Genomic DNA, 20,377 nt, shown 5'->3' on the forward strand with positions numbered 1-20,377 from the left:
CTGAAGCCAGCTTCGGCAGCTTACTATACATAATACATAAAGCAGCGATCATTGTCAGTTTGGGGAGAGGGATTATGAAAAAAACAGATATACTCACACCAGCAGGGATACTAATAGGGATGACAGCCGTCATGCTGGCAATATACGGGAATGCGGCTGGAGACGGAGAAGTTGCTGATTTCATCCAATTTTCGTCGATTTTAATTGTATTTGGCGGTCTGAGCGCAGCAATTGTGATTAACTTCTCAATTCCGGATTTAAAACTGCTCCCCCGCGTTTTTCGGGAAACATTCCGGACGAAAGAACACGACCTGGAACAGTTGATTAATACGTTTGTCGACTTATCTACCCGTGCCAGACGGGAGGGCTTGCTTGCTCTTGAGGCAGGTCTTGAGGAAGTCGATGATCCGTTTATTCAAAAAGGTGTTTTGTTAGCGGTGGACGGAATCGAACCTGACGTGATCAAAGATATTATGCTTGCTGAAGTAACCGCGATGGAAGAGCGTCACCGTAAAGGACGGACGATTCTTGAAAAAGCGGGTGAATACGCTCCGGCTTGGGGAATGATTGGTACGCTCGTCGGTCTCGTATTAATGCTGCAAAATTTAAACGATCCGGAATCGATCGGACCGAGTATGGCAATTGCTCTTTTGACAACGCTGTACGGAACTTTGATGGCGAACCTCGTTTTTCTGCCGATGGCGAATAAGCTCGCTCTTAGCACGGAAGAAGAAATTTTTGTCAAGCAAGTGATTGTCGAAGGCGTCATCGGTGTGCAGTCAGGACAAAATCCGAAAATACTTGAAGAGAAACTGAGCGCGTTCCTGCCTGACCATATTAAAGGCAAAGAAGAGGATGAGGAGCAGGATCTTAATGAATAGGCGGCGTCCGCAGGATGAAACTAAAAAAGGTGCACCGAAATGGATGGTGACGTTCTCGGATTTAATGACGCTGATCCTCGTGTTTTTCATCCTGTTATTCTCGATGTCGGTCGTGGATGCTAATAAGTTCCAAGCGATTGCAGAGTCCTTTCAAGACAGAGCAGTATTTGACGATTTTCCTTCAATCGTCCCGTTTGAAAATCCGGCAGAAGAACGAAATGAACGTAACGAACCGCATGAACCGGATGAAACAGATATCGAACAGGATACAGATGAGCTCGAAATGGATGAAGAGCTGGACGATATGCTGGAAGAGGTAAATGACTATTTGGAAGAGGAAGAGCTGACAGAAGAAATCTCAGCTTCGCGCGATGATCGGGGTGTTGTTCTCGTTTTGCAGGAGCAGGCACTGTTTGAAACAGCTGAAGCTGAAATCGTTGAAGGAGCTGAGCCGTTTCTGGAAAAAGTCGGTGAACTTCTTGATACGATTCCGAATATGGTGAAAGTGGAAGGACATACGGACAGCCGTCCGATTGAAACGGCTCAGTTTCCGTCAAATTGGGAGCTCTCTGGAGCAAGGGCAAGCAGCGTGATCCGATACTTGACTGAGGAAGATGCTGAGCTTGATGAAAAGAGATTTTTGGCAGTAGGTTATGGAGATACACGTCCGGTCGCCCCGAATACGACGGAAGAGAATTTACAGCAAAACCGCCGTGTTGTGCTCGTTATATCGGACCCTTCCTATGAAGACAATGAATTGTATTAAACCACCTTTCCGCCGAAGCGGAAAGGTGGTTTTTAAAATACGTGCTTTTTGTTTTTTTGGTAAATAGGTTTTAAAGCGTTTAGCAATGTCCGTTCATTTTTCTTCTCGATTTCATTGCGCCGCGGGATCTCAGGATAGATGCCTTGCGGATCATGCCAATAGCCGGGCAGATTTACGGGCGAAGCGGCACGCCATTTATTTACCCAATTTTCCGGGAGGAAGCCGTTTATCATCCCGGTTTGTTCGGACATTACGAGCCAGAGAAGTGACCAGGCTCGCGGAACGACACGCCAAATATCATAGCCGCCTCCGCCGACAGCGATCCATTTACCGTCACAGTATTCGTGGGCAAGTTCGTGAGCGAGTTTGGGGATTTCATGATAAAGGTTAATCGTGCCGCAAAGATGCGTGAGCGGATCATAGTAATGAGAATCAGCTCCGTTTTGTGTGAGAATGATGTCCGGCTTAAAATACTCTGTCACTTCGCGCAATGCCGCTTTATATAATGTAAGCATTGATTCATCCTCGCTGAAGGCCTCATAAGGAACGTTAAATGAATATCCGTAGCCGTCGCCGTGTCCTCGTTCATTGACGTGGCCTGTACCGGGGAAAAGAAACCTTCCGCTTTCATGGAAAGACAGCGTGCATACATCCGGATCGTTATAAAACGCCCACTGAACACCGTCGCCGTGATGAGCGTCAGTATCTACATATAAAACTCTCGCCCCGTATTTTTTTTTCATGTATTCAATGGCAATCGAACTGTCATTGTAAATGCAAAAACCCGATGCTTTTCCGCGAAAACCGTGGTGCAGCCCGCCGCCAAGGTTAAGGGCGTGATCATAGCCGTGTTCAAATACCTGATCGACCGCTTCTAAAGTACCGCCGACAAGCCAAGAAGCGGCATCATGCATTTCCGGAAAGGCAGGGGTGTCGTCGGTGCCGATTCCGTATGCTGTCCGGTATGATGATTTAACCTGTCCTTCGCTCGCATTGATCACAGCTTGGATATAATCTTCATCATGAATCAGCATCAATTCTTGAACAGTGGCCTTACGGGCAGGAATCATTTCAGCTTTGTTTAATGCGCCGGTTTCAGTCAGCAAATCATTGGTCATCGATAGCCGTTGCTGGTTGAAAGGATGATCATCATGAAATTTATACTGTAGCTGCTCGTTCGAGTAAATATATACAGCATTTCCCGTCATAATGTTATCCCCAATTCACGGGGCCAGATGACGTTATACCCTTGTTTTTTCAACGTTTCGATTAACGGGCGCATATCCATCGTAGAGAGTCTGAATACAAGGATTTTACAGTCCGGCTTTTCCGAAGAAGGATAAAGCAGAACACTTTGCACATTCATGCGATGCTCTTTTATTAATACCGATACGTCGCAAAGCATGCCGCTCTCGTTCGGGACTTCTACTTCCAGCCTTGAGCTTGGGTTTGCGGCTCCCGTAAGTTTAACGAACGTTTTTAATAAATCCGTTTCTGTGATAATACCGACAAGGTCGCCTTCTTCATTTTCGACGGGCAAGCAGCTTAAGTCATTTTCAACCATAATATTAGCTGCATCTTCAGCGAAATCCATCGGCAGTGCAGTGATAACATTCGTCACCATTACATCGGATATCGGACGGTTCATATAGTCTTTATGATTGCCTTCGAAAATTGACGGGGAAGCTTCTTTTAAATCCCGGTCAGAAATGATGCCGATCATTGTCCCTGATGAATCAGTCACCGGCATATGACGAAAGTGTTTTTTCTTCATCAGCTCTAGAGCATCACCGATCGCCATATCCGGCTCGGCCGTAAAGATATTACGTATCATGATATCGCTTACATTCATGCGCAGACAACTCCTTCAGTTTGCTAAATCATGTATTTATGCTTAAAACGAACTCTGTCAAACTCGTGAATCGCATCGGGTTTAACGCGTTTGCCGATACGGGCCATTAAACAGTTAGCAGGATGGGAAGTGATCTCGGGATCATCTGTGGCGTACCACTCTAACCCTCCGGTTTTCATCACTTTTTCCATGATATCTCTGTACTGCCAAATGGATAGACCTGTACCGCGTAAATCCCAATGCCAATAATACTCTGTCGTAATAATTATATAATCTTCAACCGCTTCATCCATCATCGATACTTTTAAAATGTTTTTAGCGAGCTGATAACCGCGGTAGCGCTGTGATACTTCGATCGCGCCAAGCTCAATGAGGTTATCGAGATTTACTTCGGACCAACGCTCGAGCGGATCAGGATACAAATACGTCGCATAGCCGACAATAAGGTCTCCATCCCGGGCAACAATGATGCGGCTTTCCGGAAGATCAAGCACTTGAATTAACGCTTTTTGCTGCTGAACAGGCTTTCGAAAAGCAACTAATCCTTCATCGAACTCGCATTTTTCTAATACTTCTTTAGAAACGGGACCTTCGACTAAAAAATTTTTTCCGTCTTTTGCTTCGATGTTCATGGAATGATACGTTTTTTTGTGCTTCACAGGCATCCCACCTTTAATCCGGTATACAGTGCAACTATTAATGATTTTGTTTAACTATATCATATTCAACCTGCTTTATGAGACAAAAATTCCCTTCTTCTTTGTAAAAAACCCTTTATGTACAGTGTACATAAAGGGCAGACAGTTAATTTTCATTCTCTTCATTAGCATTATTGTTGCTGTTTTCTTCTTCCTCTTCTTCACGGTTTGCTTCGGCATTGTTGTTCGAGTTATTATTGTTTTCATTTTCATTGCTGTTCGTGTTATTAGTGTTGTTTGTGTTGTTCGCATTATTCGTGTTATCTGTGTTCTCATTGTTGTTGGAGTTTTCCTCATTATTCGATTCATCTGCATTATTGTTTGTTTGATTGTCGTTTTCAGCCTCGTCATTGTCATTATTTTGATTGTTACTGACGTTGTTTTCATTCTCATTGTTATTGGCTTCGTTATTATTATTGTTTCCGTTATTTTCATCGTTTGTTTCGTTGTTATCAGAAGAATCTTCATTGTTATTAGAGGTGCCAGCATTGTTGTCTGAAGACGCATCGCTATTCTCGCTATTATCTTCAGCGCTGTCATCATTATTATCGTCTTCATCGTCATCTTCAAACGAACCGACCATTGTTTCGTTGCGATCTGATTCTCGGCCGGCCGTGTCTACGGCGGTCACGGCATAGCTGCCTTCGCCTCCGCTGTAGTTGAAATCTTCATCCCATCTGACGGCGTCGACTTCTTCATAACTGCCGTCTTCAGATGAAGCGTAATAGACGCGGTAACCGATCACTTGCTCATCCGGATGCTCATCCCAAGCAATGCCGTTACCGGAAGTTGTTACCGAATTCAGTGATGACGGGGTGCTTCCATTATCCGGAGCTTCTTCATCAGAAACGAGGTCGTCCCAATCTTCCGGAATATATTCAGAAATATCTTCGTCTTCAGCAAAATCAAAGTACTCTTCATCAACGGAAACCCCGGAACGGGTGAATTCAGACGGCGTTTCATCTAATGCCGTATAAGAATTGCCGCCGACTTCAACGTAATCGACTTCTTGCAGACTGTCGTCTTCTTCTGTCGGCGCATAATCCGAATTAAAGATATCTGTTTCGACAAGTCCGGCTTCTTCACAAAGATCAGACGGGAGCATGCCGGAGATTGTACAAACTTCTTCCTCAACAATACCGCCAGGGGATTCAAACTCTTCATCCGGACCGATTAATTCGTCATCTTCTTCGTAAGCAGCGTTCATCAATTCAGCCCAAAGCATTTGCGTGCGGCCGCTGTATCCCATCCCTTGATAATTTTGCGCAAGCTGGCGGTTATCGTCAAAACCGAGCCAAGTCGCCTGCGTGATATTCGGATTCAATCCGACGAACCAAGAATCTCTGAATTCTTGCGTTGTCCCGGTCTTGCCGGCAAAATCGCTGTCAAAGTTCAGCGTATTCGTGATTTGCGTCGAGGCCGTTCCGACATCGTCGTAAATCACATCGCGCATCGTGTCTAAAACGAGATAACCGGTTTGCGGGGAGAAGACTTCGATGCCTTCTGTCTCCTCTTCATAGATCGTTTCGCCGTCGGAATCATTGATTGATTCGATCATAAAGCTGTCGACGCGTTCGCCCATATTGGCAACAGCCGTGAAGGCAGAAGCGTTCGCTTCAACGGTCAGTCCCAGTGTACCAAGCGGTGTGCTTGCATACGGATGCGGATCATTTTCGATAAAGCGGCTGAAGCCGTAATCAATTAAAGCATCTTCAGCGAACTCCCGCTCGCCATCTAAAATCGGCATAAATTCGCGTACAGCCGGCACGTTTCTTGAACGAGCCAACGCTTCGCGGGACGTCATTAAGCCGTCATATTGGTTATCAAAGTTCGTCAGTCCTTCGCCATCATTATAATCTTCATACGGCGTATCCGGTGCTAAGATTCCCGGCTGCAAATATCCGGTTTCAAAGCTGAGCGCATACGTCGTCAACGGTTTCATCGTCGAACCGGATTGACGAAAAGCTTGTGTAGCACGGTTGTAATTTTGTGTTTCGAAGTCGCGTCCGCCGACAAAACTGATAATTTGCCCCGTTTCGTTGTTAATCGTTACAGAAGCTGTTTCTTCAAGAATGGTTGTTTCTTCTTCTTCGCCGTCGTCATTCGTAACATAGTCCGTTTGATCAGAGAACATCTCGAACTCCTCGACTGCTTCTTGCTGCGCATCATAAATATCTTTATCAATTGTCAGGTGAATTTCGTATCCTTCCTGTGATAATGCACGTTCAGCTTCTTCCTCATAACGGTTGCGAACGAGGTTGCGCTGGTCGTCGTCCTCAATATCATCGAGGTCAACATCGTCGTTATCCATGAGGATTTCCGGCAGCTCTTGCAAAGCCCGGCGCCGTACTTCATCGGTTAAAAACGGGTATTCATCAAGGCTTGTCGGTTCCGGTTCTGTAAGGTTTTCGCGAATATCGTAAGCGAGAGCGTCTTCTTTCTCTTCGTCTGTGATCGCTCCGAATCGGTGCATACGTTCGATGACGGTCTCCATCCGGTCGAGCCCGGCGTCAAAATTCTCGCGAACCTCGCCGCTGCCCTCAAACGGCGTGTAGCCGAACGGGCTCTGCGGCAGGCCGGCGATAAAAGCCGCCTGAGCAATGTTTAGATCCGAAACATCTTCGTCAAAAATTCCTTCAGCCGCTGCGCGGACGCCGGCAATTTGCTGCCCGTTGGCGTTACGGCCGAAAGGAACAACATTTAAGTACGCTTCAAGAATGTCTTCTTTTTCAAAGAAATGTTCTGTCCGCATCGCATACAATATTTCTACAGCTTTACGGTCGTGGGTTACTTCGCTCGAGAGGAGCTGATTTTTAACGAGCTGCTGTGTTAATGTGCTCCCTCCGGTTTGCGTTGCAGCATTGGAAAAATCTTGATACAATGCACGCAAAATTGCCTTGGGAACAATCCCGTCATGTTCAAAGAAATATTCATCTTCTGTTGCAATGACAGCATTAATAAGATTTTCTGAGATCTCATCAAGCTCAGCTTCACGGCGCTCGATTGGGCTTGGCATATCGCCAAGATATTCACCGCCGGCAAAATAAATTTCTGTTGCTTCCTCGTAATTGTAAATGTTTTCTTCCAGTTCTTCAGAATCCGGAATCGGTTCATCTTGAACGAGGGAGGCGAAGTATCCTGCGGCAGCACCGCCGACAAAAAAGGCTGTGACGAATAGTAGCGAGATTAACAGCAATAATAAATTCCAAATCACACTCGATGTTATTCGTGTACCTTTTATGGCTATTTGCGGTTCTTTGCGGGATAAAATTTCCCGCAGGGAGAAACGTTGATTATCCATGTTCATACCTCCTAAAAGTCATCAATATTATAGCACATAAAGAAATGAATGATATAGACTGTCGGTCTTAATTATCGGATTGACAGCTGTCAGACGCTGTGATATAAATGGTGCTTAGTAATAAATACAGCAGAGACACAAAGAACATACCGAAGTAGTTTTCTTTCTCAATGGCCCAGAAAACCGGTGGATGCTGCGAACCGGCGCACAGAAAGATAAATGAATTACAGTATGGGAGTGTGTCCGGCATGAGCCGGGCCGTTTTGCGGAGCGATAACCCGCATTGAGCGGGGAAACAATGTTTCCCAACCAGGGTGGTACCGCGATTTCATCGTCCCTTACGTTAACAGCGTGAGGGACGTTTTATTATTTAAAAGAGGTGAGAAACTTGACACTGTTGGAAGATCTGCAATTTCGAGGTTTAATGAATCAAGTAACAGATGAGAGCGGTTTGGAAAAGCTGTTGGAAACGGAACAAGTCAAACTGTATTGCGGTTTTGATCCGACCGGTGACAGTCTGCATATCGGTCATTTATTAACGATTTTAACATTGCGCCGTTTTCAAATCGCCGGACATAAACCGTATCCGCTCGTCGGCGGTGCGACCGGATTGATCGGCGATCCGAGCGGCAAGTCTTCTGAACGGACGTTAAATGAACAGGACGTCGTTGAAGGTTATGTGAATAAAATTCAAGCCCAGCTCGAGCGCTTTTTGGATTTCGCCGGGGAAAATAAAGCAGAAATGAAAAATAATTATGACTGGCTTGGATCGATGACGTTAACGGATTTTCTCCGTGATGTCGGTAAACATTTCAGCTTGAATTATATGTTGGCGAAAGACGCCGTGTCGTCACGCGTTGATACCGGTATTTCATTCACTGAATTCACTTACCAAATTTTGCAATCGTATGATTTTCATAAACTTTACAGCGAGGAAGGCGTTAAGCTTCAAATCGGCGGGAGCGACCAGTGGGGCAATATCACTGCCGGTCTTGAATTGATCCGCAAATTATCCGGCGGAGAAGAAGGCACCCCGCCTGATGCTTACGGATTTACGATCCCGCTTGTCACAAAAGCAGATGGTGAAAAGTTCGGTAAAACAGCCGGCGGAGCGATTTGGCTTGATCCGGAGAAAACGTCTCCTTACGAATTTTATCAATTCTTATTGAATACAGACGACAGGGATGTCGTGAAGTTCTTGAAATACTTCACATTTTTAAGTCCGGAAGAAATTCAAGAGCTTGAAAACGAAGTGAATGAACGTCCGCATGAACGAAAAGCACAGCGCCGTTTGGCCGAAGAACTTACCCGTTTTGTTCATAGTGAAGAAGATTTATTGCAAGCGGAGAAAATTACTGCTGCGTTATTTGGCGAGGGAGATTTGACAAATTTAAAGGCTGATGAAGTTTTGCAAGGTTTCAAAGATGTCCCGAGTTACACAGTGACAGAAGAGTCTGCGGGATTGATTGAAGTTCTTACACAAGCCAAAATCGCATCGTCCAAGCGGCAGGCGAGAGAGGATATTCAAAACGGTGCTGTATATATTAACGGTGAGCGCTGTCAAGACTTAGAGAAGGCGCTCGGGGAAGAGGATAAAATTGACGGCGCTTTTACGATTATCCGCCGCGGCAAGAAGAAGTTTTTCTTAATTAAATATGCCAACTAGAAAAAGAGACCGTCTATGCGGTCTCTCAGAGTGTTGGCAAAGTCATGAAATCGATAGATGTCCTATTAAAAGGAACGGATGACTACGCATCGTCCGGCTTCTTTCCTCGGGCGAGCGCCGAGCCGCTTCGGGCTTATGCCCTGCAGGGTCTCGTCTGTCTCGCTATCCCGTAGGAAAAAGACGGGATGCTGGGTCATCCTCTTTTTTGAAGCGAGTGTATTCATAAAAAAGAAGCCACGCATCCACTCCTCCGACGCCTCCGGGAAAGCAAGAGACGAAGGTCCGGATTCGGCGGCCCGAGGCCTCCGAATACTAGCTGAGTCCTTGCCCGGGGCAAGCGGAGGGCAGTGGATTCATGGCTGACATAAAAATATAGTTTGTCTACAGTCTGAGAGACCGTCTATGCGGTCTCTTTTTTATGCTGATGATTATTCATACTCTTTTTCGATCGTTTTTGCACTCCGCACAGTGTCGATTTCCCGAACAGATTGTTCGATTGACTCGCGCTTTGCTTCCAAAAACGGCGGGAGCGAGAGTTTCTCGCCCAGCGTTTCGTAAGGTTCGTCTCCCATAAATCCCGGCCCGTCGGTAGCGAATTCGAAAAGAATTTGCGGAGCGACGCGAGCATATAAAGACTTAAAGAAGAAGCGATCGACAAAGCCGGAAGTTTGAAAGCCAATGTTGCGAAGATGGGTGTCCCACGCATCAAGTTCTTCACGATCGGCGATGCGAAAGGCAGCATGGTGGACAGTTCCGTAACCTTGCCGGGCCTGAGGCAGGATCTGATTGTGTTCGACAATGACGCGGCCGCCATTACCTCCTTCCCCTGTTTCAAAAACTTGAAAAGAGCCGTCTTCATCAATTTTTTGAAAATGGAGGACATTAATCAGCATGTTCGTAAAATGGTCAGCATCTTTGACACGGACAAATAGAGGTCCCAGACCGGTAATAGCAAATTCTAGCGGGATCGGGCCGTCTTGCCATGGCTTGCCCGGAGCAACTCCGCCGTCATGTTCGTCAGAAATGAGCTGATATTGCTGGTCATCAAAATCAACAAACGAGAGCGTTTTGCGGCCAAATTGATCTTGAATGCCGCTATGCCTGACTTGAAGGCGGTCAAAGCGTTTGACCCAGTAGTCGAGAGCAGAATCGCTTGGGACGCGAAAAGATGTTTTCGCTATTTCATCCGTGCCGTGAATGCCTTTCGGAATACCGGGAAAGTCAAAAAAAGTCATGTCTGTTCCCGGGTTGCCCTCATCGTCGGCGAAAAAGAGGTGATACGTTTGGATATCATCTTGGTTGACGGTTTTTTTGACAAGACGCATGCCGAGCACGTACGTGAAAAATCGATAGTTTTTTTCAGCGCTGCTCGTAATTGCTGTAACGTGATGCAGTCCGCGTAATGGGTTCATAAGCTCCTCCTCTGAATATATAAAATAAAGTTACTATATAAAATATAGTAACATAAAAAGCAGGAAAAGTCATATAAAAAACCGGTGCTCTAAAAATGAGAGCACCGGTTTTACTAGTTTATTAACGGCTGTACCACTCAACGATAAGCTGTTCGTTAATTTCAGCTGGAAGTTCAGAACGCTCAGGGAAGCGAACGAATGTACCTTTCAGCTGTTCTTCGTTCAAATCAAGAAATGCTGGAACGAAATCGTTTAATTCCAACGCTTCTTTAGCAACATCGAGGTTGCGGGATTTTTCGCGAAGCGCTACTTCATCGCCTGCAGTTACACGGTAAGAAGGAATGTCGACGCGGCCGCCGTTCACTTCAATGTGACCGTGGTTAACGAGCTGACGGGACTGACGGCGCGTTCGTGCAAAACCTAAACGGTAGACGACGTTGTCCAAACGGGATTCCAAAAGTCCCATAAAAACTTCACCGTGAATGCCGTCCATGCTTCCTGCTTCAACGAAAAGACGCTGGAATTGACGCTCAGTCAATCCGTACATGTGACGAAGTTTTTGTTTTTCCTGAAGCTGCGTGCCGTATTCAGAAAGCTTCTTGCGTTGTGTCGGACCGTGTTCGCCCGGTCCGTATGGGCGTTTTTGCAACTCTTTCCCTGTTCCGCTGAGAGAAATACCGAGACGGCGGGAAATTTTCCAAGTTGGTCCAGTATAGCGAGCCATAATAGCTCCTCCTTTGAATATAAATTCGTGAAATAAACAGTAGTAATCCCGTTCAAGAGCCATTTCATTTTCGGTATCTTCGCCTCGACAGCTAGAGGTTACACAATACCCCTCAACCTTGTGGGAATGAAATGAACTTCATGACGTTTACATTGGCTGTCTTATTTGCACAAAGAACAGTGTATAATTTTTTAATCAAAAAGTCAATACGGCATTGAAAGAAGAAATGCAAATAAGGTTGTTCACTCCGGTGCATTCATATATGCTTGATAAGAACAGAAACAAATTGGCGCAAGCCGTTTTCGTCCGCAGCTGTAAACCGGCTGAACTCTGGACTGTCGATGTCAAGAACGCCGATTAATTCGCCGTCTTTAATGATCGGCAGGACAATTTCAGAATTTGAAGCAGCGTCACAAGCAATATGACCGGGGAAATCATGGACATTGTCGATTCGTTGCACGGCAGATGTTTCAGCAGCTTTACCGCAGACCCCTTTGCCGCTCGGAATGCGAACACAGGCAGGAAGGCCTTGAAAAGGACCGAGAACTAATTCGCTGTTTTCCATTAAGTAAAAACCGACCCAATTGACGTTTGTTAAAAATTGATTTAATAATGCGGCAGCATTGCTGTATTGAGCAATGGTGTTTGTTTCCCCTTCAAGGAGGGCATCGAGCTGCTGGTTAAGCTGATTGTATTGTTCGGCAACCGTGCCGGTGTAAGTCATCGTTTGAAACATTAATAAGTTCACCTCATTCTCATTTTTGCGCTAAAGTATAGCACAGAGCGATAAAAAAATAAAAGTCAGCAATTAAAGCGACACGGGGAGGGCAGAAGCAGTGGCAGAAAAATCGACGGTACAACAAAGAATTCTTGATGCAGCGGTTGCGCGTTTTAATGTGCAAGGGTTTCACGGAACATCAGTACGAGATATTGCTGAACATGCCGATGTGAACCAAGCGTTGATTTCGTATTACTTTGGCAGTAAACATAAATTAATGGAAAGAATTTTAACCGGTTTTTTTGAAGGTTATATTGAGATGCTGGAAACGGCCGTTGCCCGCCGGCCGATATCGGGTTGTTATTTTGATAAATTGGTCAGAACAGCGTGGGAAGTTTTGATTTACCAATGCCGGCGCAGGGAAGCTGCCCGTTTTGCCCATCGCGAAATGACGCTGGACACGACGCTCGTCCGTGAAATCATGACAACTTACTTAATGAGAGAAAAGCATTTATTGGCGCTGATTTTTTCCGAAGCATATGAAGCCGGGGAAATGACCGTTCAGCCGACGGAATTGTTCGTTTTACAATTAAAAGAACTGTTAACGGTGCCTTTTCTGCATCCGCAATATATTCAGGAGCTTTATCAACGGCAAGTCGATGACCGTGATTTTTTAGACGATTATTTATCGACAGTTGTCCATTGGCTGTCGCTATATTTTCAGCCTACGGTTATTTCTTATGAAGAATTATACGGCATGGCGGTTGATCATGTTACAAATCAGAATGAATCCACGGACTAATCACGCCGCTTCCTTGGCCGACGGCGGTTGCTGTATGGGCATCGCTCCCGTAAACAAGCTGGATTCCCCGTTTTTTAGCGGTTTCCACAACATATTTTGGCGGATAAACTTCTCGGCAATCGGGCTTGTATAATCCGGCGCCGTTAATATCCAAACTCATGCCGTGGTTTTCAACGGTTTCCAGAACGTTTTCGATCATAGCCGTGTCGGAGAATTTTCGCGGGAAAGCGTTTTGAAATTTTCTGATCAACGTCATATGTCCGAGTCTTGCAGGTTTGTAAGCGCCGAGATCAGCTGATGCGGCTTGGATCAGTGTGTTGTAATAACATTGATAAACCTTTTCCAGGGAACCGGCTTCGGTAAGAAATGTTTGAAAAGTGTCTTTACTGTAATCAATGCATGAATAAGAGCGGCTGTCTAACGTTAAAAAATGGACAGACAGAATACTGTCGTCTAAGCGAGGTCCCCATTGATTTAAAAACGTAGCTGTTTCGTTTTCGTACCCGGCGATGTAATCAACTTCGAGGCCTGTTAAAATCTTGATATGCTCCTGATACTCTTCTTTTATCCGTTCGCAGTCTTGTAAATAATTGTCTAACGAGTGCAGTGTCATGGCGCTGTCCTTGGTCGGCGCAGGATCGTTAAATGATTCAGGCAAGGGCGCGTGTTCCATAAAGCTGATCGCAGCGAACCCTTGAAAAACGGCGTTCTCAACATAAGACTTAAGTGAATCTCTCGAACCATGGGGGCAATAGGGGGTATGGATGTGTCCGTCATGACGATTCATACTGCTCACTCCGTTCTTTAGAAAAGGAATTGTTGAAAAATAGAAAAAAGCAAGAAAACCGATGCTTCAAAGCTTATGAACGTGGTATGATGGAAAGCGACAAGATTTTACTGAACTGTCGCTGTTATTTTAACGGATGATGCGGGAAAAATACATAGAAAATTAACTGGCTAATAATAACCATGATAAAAGATAAGCAACGGTAATTGTGGAGGAGGCTTTCAGTCGTGTTATTAAATATTTTATACGCTGTCATTGGAATTTTTTTAATTGTAATTATATTCAGTGCTTGGGCACGAAGGAAGCTTTATCGAATTGTCGATGAACTTGAAAACCGAAAAATCGAGATGATGAACGAACCAGTCCAAGAAGAGCTGGCCAAAATTAAAGGCTTAACGATGTCCGGGGAAACAGAGGAAAGGTTTGAACAATGGCGGGCAGAGTGGGATCATATCATTACAAAATTGCTTCCGAATATTGAAGAAAAACTGTTTGATGTAGAAGAACTTGCAAATCATTACCGTTTTTTGAAAGCTTTCCGGGAAACGAAGCAAATCAGTTATGAACTTGATGAAATTTACAAACAAATGCAGTATGTGATTGAAGAAGTTAAAGAACTTGTTGAAAGTGAAGAGCAAAACCGAGCGGAAATCGATGATGTTAAACATATGCATGACGCTGCTGTTAAAAAAATAAATTCCGAAGAAAAAAATCTTGGCGGAGCTGCATCTGTCATTGAACGGGAGCTCGAAGAAGCAGCAGAGCAATTGCGTTCATTTGAAGATCACACGGCGAGCGGCAATTACTTGCAGGCGCGGGAAATTTTATCGAATGTAAAAAAGCAAATTGAAGAATTGACCGTGCTTGCGGATCAAGTTCCGCAATATTTGATCAAATTAAAAACGGATATTCCAGGGCAACTTAGTGAGCTTGCTAGCGGAATAACGGAAATGGAAGATGACGGATACCCACTTCATCACTTTTCATTTCGCGACGCGCTGCAGCGTAATAATGAAAAAGCAGCAGACTTAATTCAGGAAGTTGAGAACCTTCGTCTGTCAGCTTGTGATGAGCCGATTCGTGAGATGGAAGATGAGATCAAATCTATCTACGATAAGCTGGAAAAAGAGGCGGTTGCCCGAAATGAAGTCGAGGCGAATCACGCCGACTTGACAGATATGACAGAAAAAGCTGAGAGAAATTTAATAAACTTAAACGAAGAAGCTGATAACATCCGGGTCAACTATCGTATTTCCGATCAAGACGAAACACGGCTGTCTCGCTTGGAAGATGATGTCAATCAGCTTCGTCAGCAAGTTTCTGCGGTCGAAGACGCAATTTCTGAGCAAACCAAGACCTATACTGTACTCGATGCATCAGTTAAAGAAAATTTAGCTAAGGCCGAAGAAGTGTCGGAAGAGATCGAAGAAGTAAAAGCAGCCTTGCACCAGCTTCGAAACGAAGAAAATAGTGCGAATGAACTGCTTCAATCATTGAACGATAAATACGCCCGCGCTTTGAAACGTTTAAAGCAAACGAACATTCCCGGTGTCCCGGCGACTTTGGCGGCCAAGTGTGAAGAGGCTGAAGAACGTTTGGATGAATTGGAAGGTCTGTTAAACAGTGTACCGCTTTCGATCGATGATATCACGAAAAAAGCCGAAGAAGCCGAAAATGATGTTGAAGAAGCTATTACCCAAATTTATCATACAATTCACCAAGCTCACTTTGCAGAATCGGCGATCCAATACGGAAACAGGTACCGAAGCGACAATGACCATGTGAATATTATTTTACTTCAGGCAGAAGACCGCTTCAGAAATGCTCTTTATGATGAGGCAGTTGAAACGGCGATCGAAGGGATAGAAAAAGTTGAACCGGATGCAAGACATAAGCTAGAGGAACTTTTCGGAAGCAATGCTTCTGCTTCGCAGTCAAAATGAAATGGAGGCGAGCGGTCTTGAGAAAAGATTTGTGGATGCTTGCTGCTGTCGGATTGATTACTGTCGGCATTTGGGGGACGATGATCTTTTCGCTCTTTTTCGATGAAGCAGATACGCTGTCTGGTACCGGAGAAGATAACGATAACAGCAGCTTGGCTGAATTTTATCATGAGCAGGCTGCCAATGAAGATCAAGCGGATGACACGGTAAACAGCAGGAATTCGCCCGCTGAAGATGAAACCGTGGAAAAAGAAGCTGACAGCAGCTCTGAGTTAACAGAAGACGGGCTTGATCGCGATCTGCCGATCACAGAGCGCGGTATTTTGCCGGGAGACTTGACCGATATTGCCCCGGATGGGAAAGCGTCAGTTGAAGACGTGCTTGAACGAATTAACGAAGCAGAAAACGAATAAATCTTCAGCTTGTGCGGATTCAAACGGACTGTTGCTTTAGCAGCAAGTTCGTTTTTTATTTTGCTGTTAAATTCGGGTGAGATGTGGTAAGATCAATCGTTGAAATATTGAACGCTTGAAGGAGACCGATGAAGATGATCTATTTCGATCAAAGTGCGACGACTCAGCCTTATCCTGAGGTGATTTCTTCTTATTCAGAAGCTGCCGGCCGTTTTTTTGCGAACCCAGCTTCCCTGCATCCTCTCGGTACTGAAGCTGAACAAGTGACTGAACAGGCGAAAGAGAAAATCGCCCGTCAATTTAACTTGGAAAATTACGATATTCTGTCTGTGTCCGGAGCAACCGAAGCGAATAATATGGTTTTGCAAGGTGCAGCGCAAATGTATAAAAACCGCGGTGACCACATTGTGACGACAGTCCTTGAGCATGCTTCTGTCTATGAAACTGCGAAGCGTTTGGAAAGCGAAGGTTTTCGGGTGACATTTGTCTCTCCTGATGATGACGGGACCATTTCAGCCGAAAAAGTTATCAATGAAATCACCGATCAAACAATTTTAGTTTCGGTTATTCACGTCAGTCATGAGCTGGGCACGATTCTTCCTGTCGAAGAAATCGGCCGTAAAATAAAGGATTATCCCAAAGCACGCTTTCATGTTGACCATGTTCAAGGTGCCTGTAAACTGCCGATCAATATCGAAAAATCCGGAATTGATTACGTTTCCCTCTCCCCCCATAAACTTCACGGCCTTAAAGGGAGCGGGTTGTTATTCAAACGTAAATCGGCGCTTTTGAAACCGCAAATGAACGGCGGCGGTCAGCAAGGAGCCAACCGGCCCGGAACAGAAAATACCGCCGGGCTAGCAGCGGCTGCCAAAGCGCTCCGTATAAGCGAAGAGAACAGGGGCGCATACGTTAACGATATTCGCCGGTTAAACGAATATTTATCAAGCGAATTAGCGAAAATACCGGGCGTAGAAATCAATTCGCCGGAAAACCGCTCTCCGTTCATATTGAACGTTTCTGTTCCCGGTATGAAAGCTGAAGCTATCGTACAATCGCTCGCGAAAAAGGACATTTATATTTCGACAAAATCGGCTTGTTCATCAAACGACATTCATGCCCCGAGCCGGATATTAGCAGAAGCTGGTTTTGAGCATAAGCGTGCCTCTTCGGCTTTACGGCTGTCGATGTCGTATAAAAATTCAATGGATGAGGTGTGCGAAGTTATTCAAGCGATGAACCGAGTTGTTTCTGAGATGAAAGAGGTGAAAAACAGCTGATGAAGTATGATTTTATGCTTATACGTTATGCTGAACTGGCAATTAAAGGGAAGAACCGCAAGAAATTTGAGCAAATTTTAGAGAAAAATATTCGCCAAGCGCTTAAGCCGTTTGACGGTGCTAAAACTTCACGTTCGTTCGGACGGATTTTTATCGAATTAAACGGTCATGAAGAAGAAAAAATTGCTGAAGCAATCAAGCCGGTTTACGGAATTTATTCCTTCAGCCCGGCTGTCCGCACAGAATCTAATGAAAAAGCCATGCAGGAGAATGCTCTGTGGATGTTAAACGATGCGTTTGGAAATCAACACGGCACGTTTAAGGTATCGGTGCGCCGGACAGATAAAACGTATCCGGTCTCTTCACAAGAAATGAATCATGTTATCGGCGGTTACTTGCTGCGCAATTTAACAGATAAAAGTGTCGACGTTCATGACCCGGATGTGGAAGTGAACGTTGAGATCCGCGAAGATGCGACTTACATCCTCTGTAAACGGTATGAAGGAATGAAAGGACTTCCGGTCGGGTCGAGCGGAAAATCGCTGCTGATGCTTTCCGGAGGTCTTGACAGTCCGGTCGCGGGGATTTATGCCCTGAAAAAAGGCGTGACCCTTGAAGCTGTGCACTTTCACAGCCCTCCTTACACAAATGACCGTGCGAAGAAAAAAGCAGAGGATTTGGCAAGAGTCATGACGAGGTACGGCGGGAGAATAAAACTTCATACAGTCTCCTTCACTGAGATTCAAAAAGCGATTCGTCAGCAAATTCCGGATAATTATGAAATTACTGTGACACGGAGGTTTATGCTGCGAATTGCAGAAAAGATCGCTGAAGAGACAGGTGCAAAAGCGGTTGTAACCGGAGAAAGTCTCGGTCAAGTCGCCAGCCAGACGTTGGAGAGCATGCACGCGATCAATGCAGTGACGGCTTTTCCTGTGTTGCGGCCGCTGTTAACAGCGGAAAAACTCGATATTGTCGAAGATGCAAAAAAATTCGGGACACATGATATTTCCACCAGGCCTTACGACGATTGTTGCACCATCTTTTTGCCGGCAGAATCAAAAACAAAACCAAAACCAGAAAAAGCAGCGCGGTATGAGTCGTGGCTTGATATTGAGCAACTTGTTGCAGAGGCTGTATCAGCGAGAGAAATTCAGATCATTGATGCAAAAGATTCAGGAATCAATGAGGAAATTTCTGAGCTGTTTTAAAGCGCAAGATGAAACAGGGCGAAGAGTCATTTCCCGGGAAATATCGTCAAAAAAGCCTTCACTGCAGTGTGAAGGCTTTTTAGCTGTGAGCTTGATAGAAATTTTGTACAAGCTGTTCCATTACTTTGTTCGTCCGCGCCGCGGTTTTTCCGGTGCTTGGACAAACTTCTTCATCCCCAAGCAATTCATTAACGATCGATTGAATGTGATTTTGTTGAATGTGATCAGGGTGATCGATGTGAAAAGCTTTCTCTCCGGCACCATTAATCAACGTGATCGGTCTATTATCAAATGTTGAAAAGCGGATTTCTCCCTTTGTTCCGACAATGCAGTTTAAATCTTGCTTTTTGTAGGAGGAAAAGCTCCATACACCGGCCCCTAAAGCGCCGTTGGCAAATCGCCATGTGCCGCTGACGGTGTCTTCGGCCGGATAGGAACTGAACAGATTGGCTGCATGCCCTTTGATTTCGTGCAGCGGTCCTAATAAGTAATCAAGGAGGTCTAACGTGTGCGCCCCGGTATCGTATATTAACCCGGCGCCGCTGATTGAAGGGTTTACCCGCCAAGGCCACTCGCCGCCGTCATTTTTTTGCACGCTTTTTTGTGTATGCTGAACGGAAACAGAGCAAACGTCGCCAATGAGGCCGTTTTCGATTAATTCTTTGACTTTGTTAAATCGCGGCAGAGACCGTCTGTAATAAGCGACGAACAGCGGAACATTATTCTTTTCGCACGAAGCAATCATGTCAGAACATTCGTTCGCGCTCAGCGCCATCGGTTTTTCTACGTACACCGGCTTGCCTGCTTCAGCAGCCATGATTGTATATTCTTTATGCGAAGAAGGTGGAGTGGCAATGTAGACCGCGTCGACACGGCTGTCAGCTATTAAGTCTTCCGCTTTATCGTACCAAGCCGGCACACCGTGACGCTCCGCGTAGTCTTGAGCTTTAAGTTTATTTCTTCGCATCACAGCCTGCAGCGAACTTCCTTCTGCTAAGTGAAAAGCAGGCCCGCTTTTCACTTCCGTGACGTTCCCGCAGCCGATGATTCCCCAGCGTACAGTCTGCAAAGTTATTCCTCCAGACATTTGATTAAAGAAAGCTTCGTTTTACTTTTTGAAAGAAAAGGTTATCCTTCATCCGCAGTGTTTTGATCGGTTTCTCGGCTACACGCACTTTGATTTCGTGCGAGTGACGGATCCCGAGGGCTTCATTATCCGCGGCGATGATCGGGTGATCATTTCCGTCTTGGACGATCTTTAGCGTGAGTTCGCGCCCGTGGTTTAAAAGAAGCGGCGAACCGAGGGTCCGGTATTGATTATTGTTCAGTGAAGCAATTTCTGTCAGCTGCATGGCCTGAAGTTTAGGATCGACAACAGCTCCGTTCAGGGATTTATTGTAAGATGTGCTTCCGGTCGGTGTCGAGACAACCATGCCGTCGCCGCGAAAGGTTTCGAAATGAAAATCATCAATGTAGACATCGATTGCAAATGTTTTGATGATGTTTGAGCGGACGGAAAGCTCGTTTAAGCATTTAAAGGCTTGCAAGTGATCAACTTCCACTTCCAGTGTCGGATATTTTAAAACTTCAATGTTTTCTGTTTTTAAAGCGTTCTCAATTTTATCTAAATCAGTTGTGTCAAAATCTGTATAAAATCCTAACCGTCCGTCGTTGACACCGACATACAAGGCATCGTCACGAAAGCCGGTTTTACGAACCGCCTGAAGAAACTGGCCGTCACCGCCGAAACTGACGATAATATCGGCGTCTTTAGACTCTTCAACAAGCGAAAAGCCGTGCTTTCTGCCGATTTTGCGAATTTCCTGAACTTTCTTTTCAAGCTCGTCATCTGGTTTGTAAAATAAGTAAACGTTTTTACGATTGTTCATAACGGTGAATCGTCCTTTCTGCATTACATAATTT

19 protein-coding genes and 1 other annotated feature are annotated in these 20,377 nt (G+C 45.2%); of the genes, 9 read left to right on the top strand and 10 right to left on the bottom strand.

Annotated elements, in window-relative coordinates:
• Window positions 1-74: 74 nt before the first annotated feature.
• Both motP and motS read left to right on the top strand, forming a co-directional pair.
• On the top strand, window positions 75-881 hold the full coding sequence (gene motP, locus EDD67_RS12605) for a flagellar motor protein MotP (RefSeq protein ID WP_093073527.1): 807 nt from the start codon (window positions 75-77) through the stop codon (window positions 879-881).
• A complete protein-coding gene (gene motS / locus EDD67_RS12610) occupies window positions 874-1,647 on the top strand; it encodes a flagellar motor protein MotS (RefSeq protein WP_121440521.1) in 774 nt (257 codons plus the stop codon). The genes motP and motS overlap by 8 nt, the downstream gene beginning before the upstream one ends.
• Window positions 1,648-1,679: 32 nt before the next feature.
• On the opposite strand, the gene EDD67_RS12615 is transcribed toward motS, so the two are convergent.
• The 4 genes from EDD67_RS12615 to EDD67_RS12630 form a co-directional block, all read right to left on the bottom strand.
• Complete coding sequence (locus EDD67_RS12615) at window positions 1,680-2,855, bottom strand: acetoin utilization protein AcuC (protein WP_121440520.1); 1,176 nt, start codon at window positions 2,853-2,855, stop codon at window positions 1,680-1,682.
• Window positions 2,852-3,499 (bottom strand): acetoin utilization AcuB family protein, encoded by a 648-nt coding sequence (locus EDD67_RS12620; protein WP_121440519.1) that lies wholly within the window; start codon window positions 3,497-3,499, stop codon window positions 2,852-2,854. The genes EDD67_RS12615 and EDD67_RS12620 overlap by 4 nt, the downstream gene beginning before the upstream one ends.
• A gap of 23 nt (window positions 3,500-3,522) precedes the next feature.
• Complete coding sequence (locus EDD67_RS12625; RefSeq protein WP_121440518.1) at window positions 3,523-4,158, bottom strand: N-acetyltransferase; 636 nt, start codon at window positions 4,156-4,158, stop codon at window positions 3,523-3,525.
• Between the two features lie 145 nt (window positions 4,159-4,303).
• Window positions 4,304-7,498: a transglycosylase domain-containing protein gene (locus EDD67_RS12630; RefSeq protein ID WP_121440517.1), complete on the bottom strand. Its 3,195-nt coding sequence runs from the start codon at window positions 7,496-7,498 to the stop codon at window positions 4,304-4,306.
• Between the two features lie 131 nt (window positions 7,499-7,629).
• Window positions 7,630-7,840: a binding site (T-box leader), on the top strand.
• Between the two features lie 46 nt (window positions 7,841-7,886).
• On the opposite strand from EDD67_RS12630, the gene tyrS reads away from it, so the two are divergent.
• Both tyrS and EDD67_RS14165 read left to right on the top strand, forming a co-directional pair.
• Window positions 7,887-9,164 carry a tyrosine--tRNA ligase gene (gene tyrS, locus EDD67_RS12635; protein WP_093073516.1) on the top strand — a complete coding sequence of 426 codons (1,278 nt, stop codon included), beginning with the start codon at window positions 7,887-7,889 and terminating at the stop codon, window positions 9,162-9,164.
• A 44-nt stretch (window positions 9,165-9,208) separates the two neighbouring features.
• Window positions 9,209-9,337, top strand: a complete 129-nt coding sequence (locus tag EDD67_RS14165; protein WP_277872134.1) for a hypothetical protein — start codon at window positions 9,209-9,211, stop codon at window positions 9,335-9,337.
• 255 nt (window positions 9,338-9,592) lie between these two features.
• Here EDD67_RS14165 and EDD67_RS12640 read toward each other — a convergent pair whose 3' ends face one another.
• The 3 genes from EDD67_RS12640 to EDD67_RS12650 all read right to left on the bottom strand — a co-directional run bounded on the left by EDD67_RS12640 (window position 9,593) and on the right by EDD67_RS12650 (window position 12,036).
• Window positions 9,593-10,576, bottom strand: coding sequence for a ring-cleaving dioxygenase (locus EDD67_RS12640; RefSeq protein WP_121440516.1), 984 nt, complete (start codon window positions 10,574-10,576; stop codon window positions 9,593-9,595).
• Window positions 10,577-10,697: 121 nt separating this feature from the next.
• On the bottom strand, window positions 10,698-11,300 hold the full coding sequence (gene rpsD / locus EDD67_RS12645) for a 30S ribosomal protein S4 (protein ID WP_093073511.1): 603 nt from the start codon (window positions 11,298-11,300) through the stop codon (window positions 10,698-10,700).
• 256 nt (window positions 11,301-11,556) lie between these two features.
• Window positions 11,557-12,036 (bottom strand): GAF domain-containing protein, encoded by a 480-nt coding sequence (locus EDD67_RS12650; protein ID WP_121440515.1) that lies wholly within the window; start codon window positions 12,034-12,036, stop codon window positions 11,557-11,559.
• 100 nt (window positions 12,037-12,136) lie between these two features.
• Here EDD67_RS12650 and refZ point away from each other — a divergent pair, with 100 nt between their 5' ends.
• Window positions 12,137-12,820, top strand: a complete 684-nt coding sequence (refZ, locus tag EDD67_RS12655) for a forespore capture DNA-binding protein RefZ (RefSeq protein WP_093073507.1) — start codon at window positions 12,137-12,139, stop codon at window positions 12,818-12,820.
• Here the strand turns inward: refZ and hisJ are convergent.
• Complete coding sequence (gene hisJ / locus EDD67_RS12660) at window positions 12,792-13,607, bottom strand: histidinol-phosphatase HisJ (RefSeq protein ID WP_121440514.1); 816 nt, start codon at window positions 13,605-13,607, stop codon at window positions 12,792-12,794. The genes refZ and hisJ overlap by 29 nt on opposite strands.
• Window positions 13,608-13,834: 227 nt before the next feature.
• On the opposite strand from hisJ, the gene EDD67_RS12665 reads away from it, so the two are divergent.
• The 4 genes from EDD67_RS12665 (at window position 13,835) to thiI (ending at window position 18,454) form a co-directional block, all read left to right on the top strand.
• Window positions 13,835-15,550 carry a septation ring formation regulator EzrA gene (locus tag EDD67_RS12665; protein WP_158638259.1) on the top strand — a complete coding sequence of 572 codons (1,716 nt, stop codon included), beginning with the start codon at window positions 13,835-13,837 and terminating at the stop codon, window positions 15,548-15,550.
• Window positions 15,551-15,567: 17 nt separating this feature from the next.
• Complete coding sequence (locus EDD67_RS12670) at window positions 15,568-15,963, top strand: hypothetical protein (RefSeq protein WP_121440512.1); 396 nt, start codon at window positions 15,568-15,570, stop codon at window positions 15,961-15,963.
• A gap of 134 nt (window positions 15,964-16,097) precedes the next feature.
• On the top strand, window positions 16,098-17,243 hold the full coding sequence (locus tag EDD67_RS12675) for a cysteine desulfurase family protein (RefSeq protein ID WP_158638258.1): 1,146 nt from the start codon (window positions 16,098-16,100) through the stop codon (window positions 17,241-17,243).
• Window positions 17,243-18,454, top strand: coding sequence for a tRNA uracil 4-sulfurtransferase ThiI (thiI, locus tag EDD67_RS12680; RefSeq protein WP_121440510.1), 1,212 nt, complete (start codon window positions 17,243-17,245; stop codon window positions 18,452-18,454). The genes EDD67_RS12675 and thiI overlap by 1 nt, the downstream gene beginning before the upstream one ends.
• Before the next feature lie 79 nt (window positions 18,455-18,533).
• Here thiI and EDD67_RS12685 read toward each other — a convergent pair whose 3' ends face one another.
• Entirely contained in the window at window positions 18,534-19,523 is a 990-nt protein-coding gene (locus EDD67_RS12685; protein WP_242006052.1) for a Gfo/Idh/MocA family protein, read from the bottom strand.
• 22 nt (window positions 19,524-19,545) lie between these two features.
• The gene (locus EDD67_RS12690) at window positions 19,546-20,343 is read right to left on the bottom strand and encodes an NAD kinase (RefSeq protein ID WP_121440508.1); all 798 of its coding nucleotides are present in this window, start codon (window positions 20,341-20,343) and stop codon (window positions 19,546-19,548) included.
• Window positions 20,344-20,377: the final 34 nt, after the last annotated feature.

This window comes from Salisediminibacterium halotolerans (assembly GCF_003814815.1).
In the GTDB taxonomy this organism is placed as follows: Bacteria; Bacillota; Bacilli; order Bacillales; family Salisediminibacteriaceae; genus Salisediminibacterium; species Salisediminibacterium halotolerans.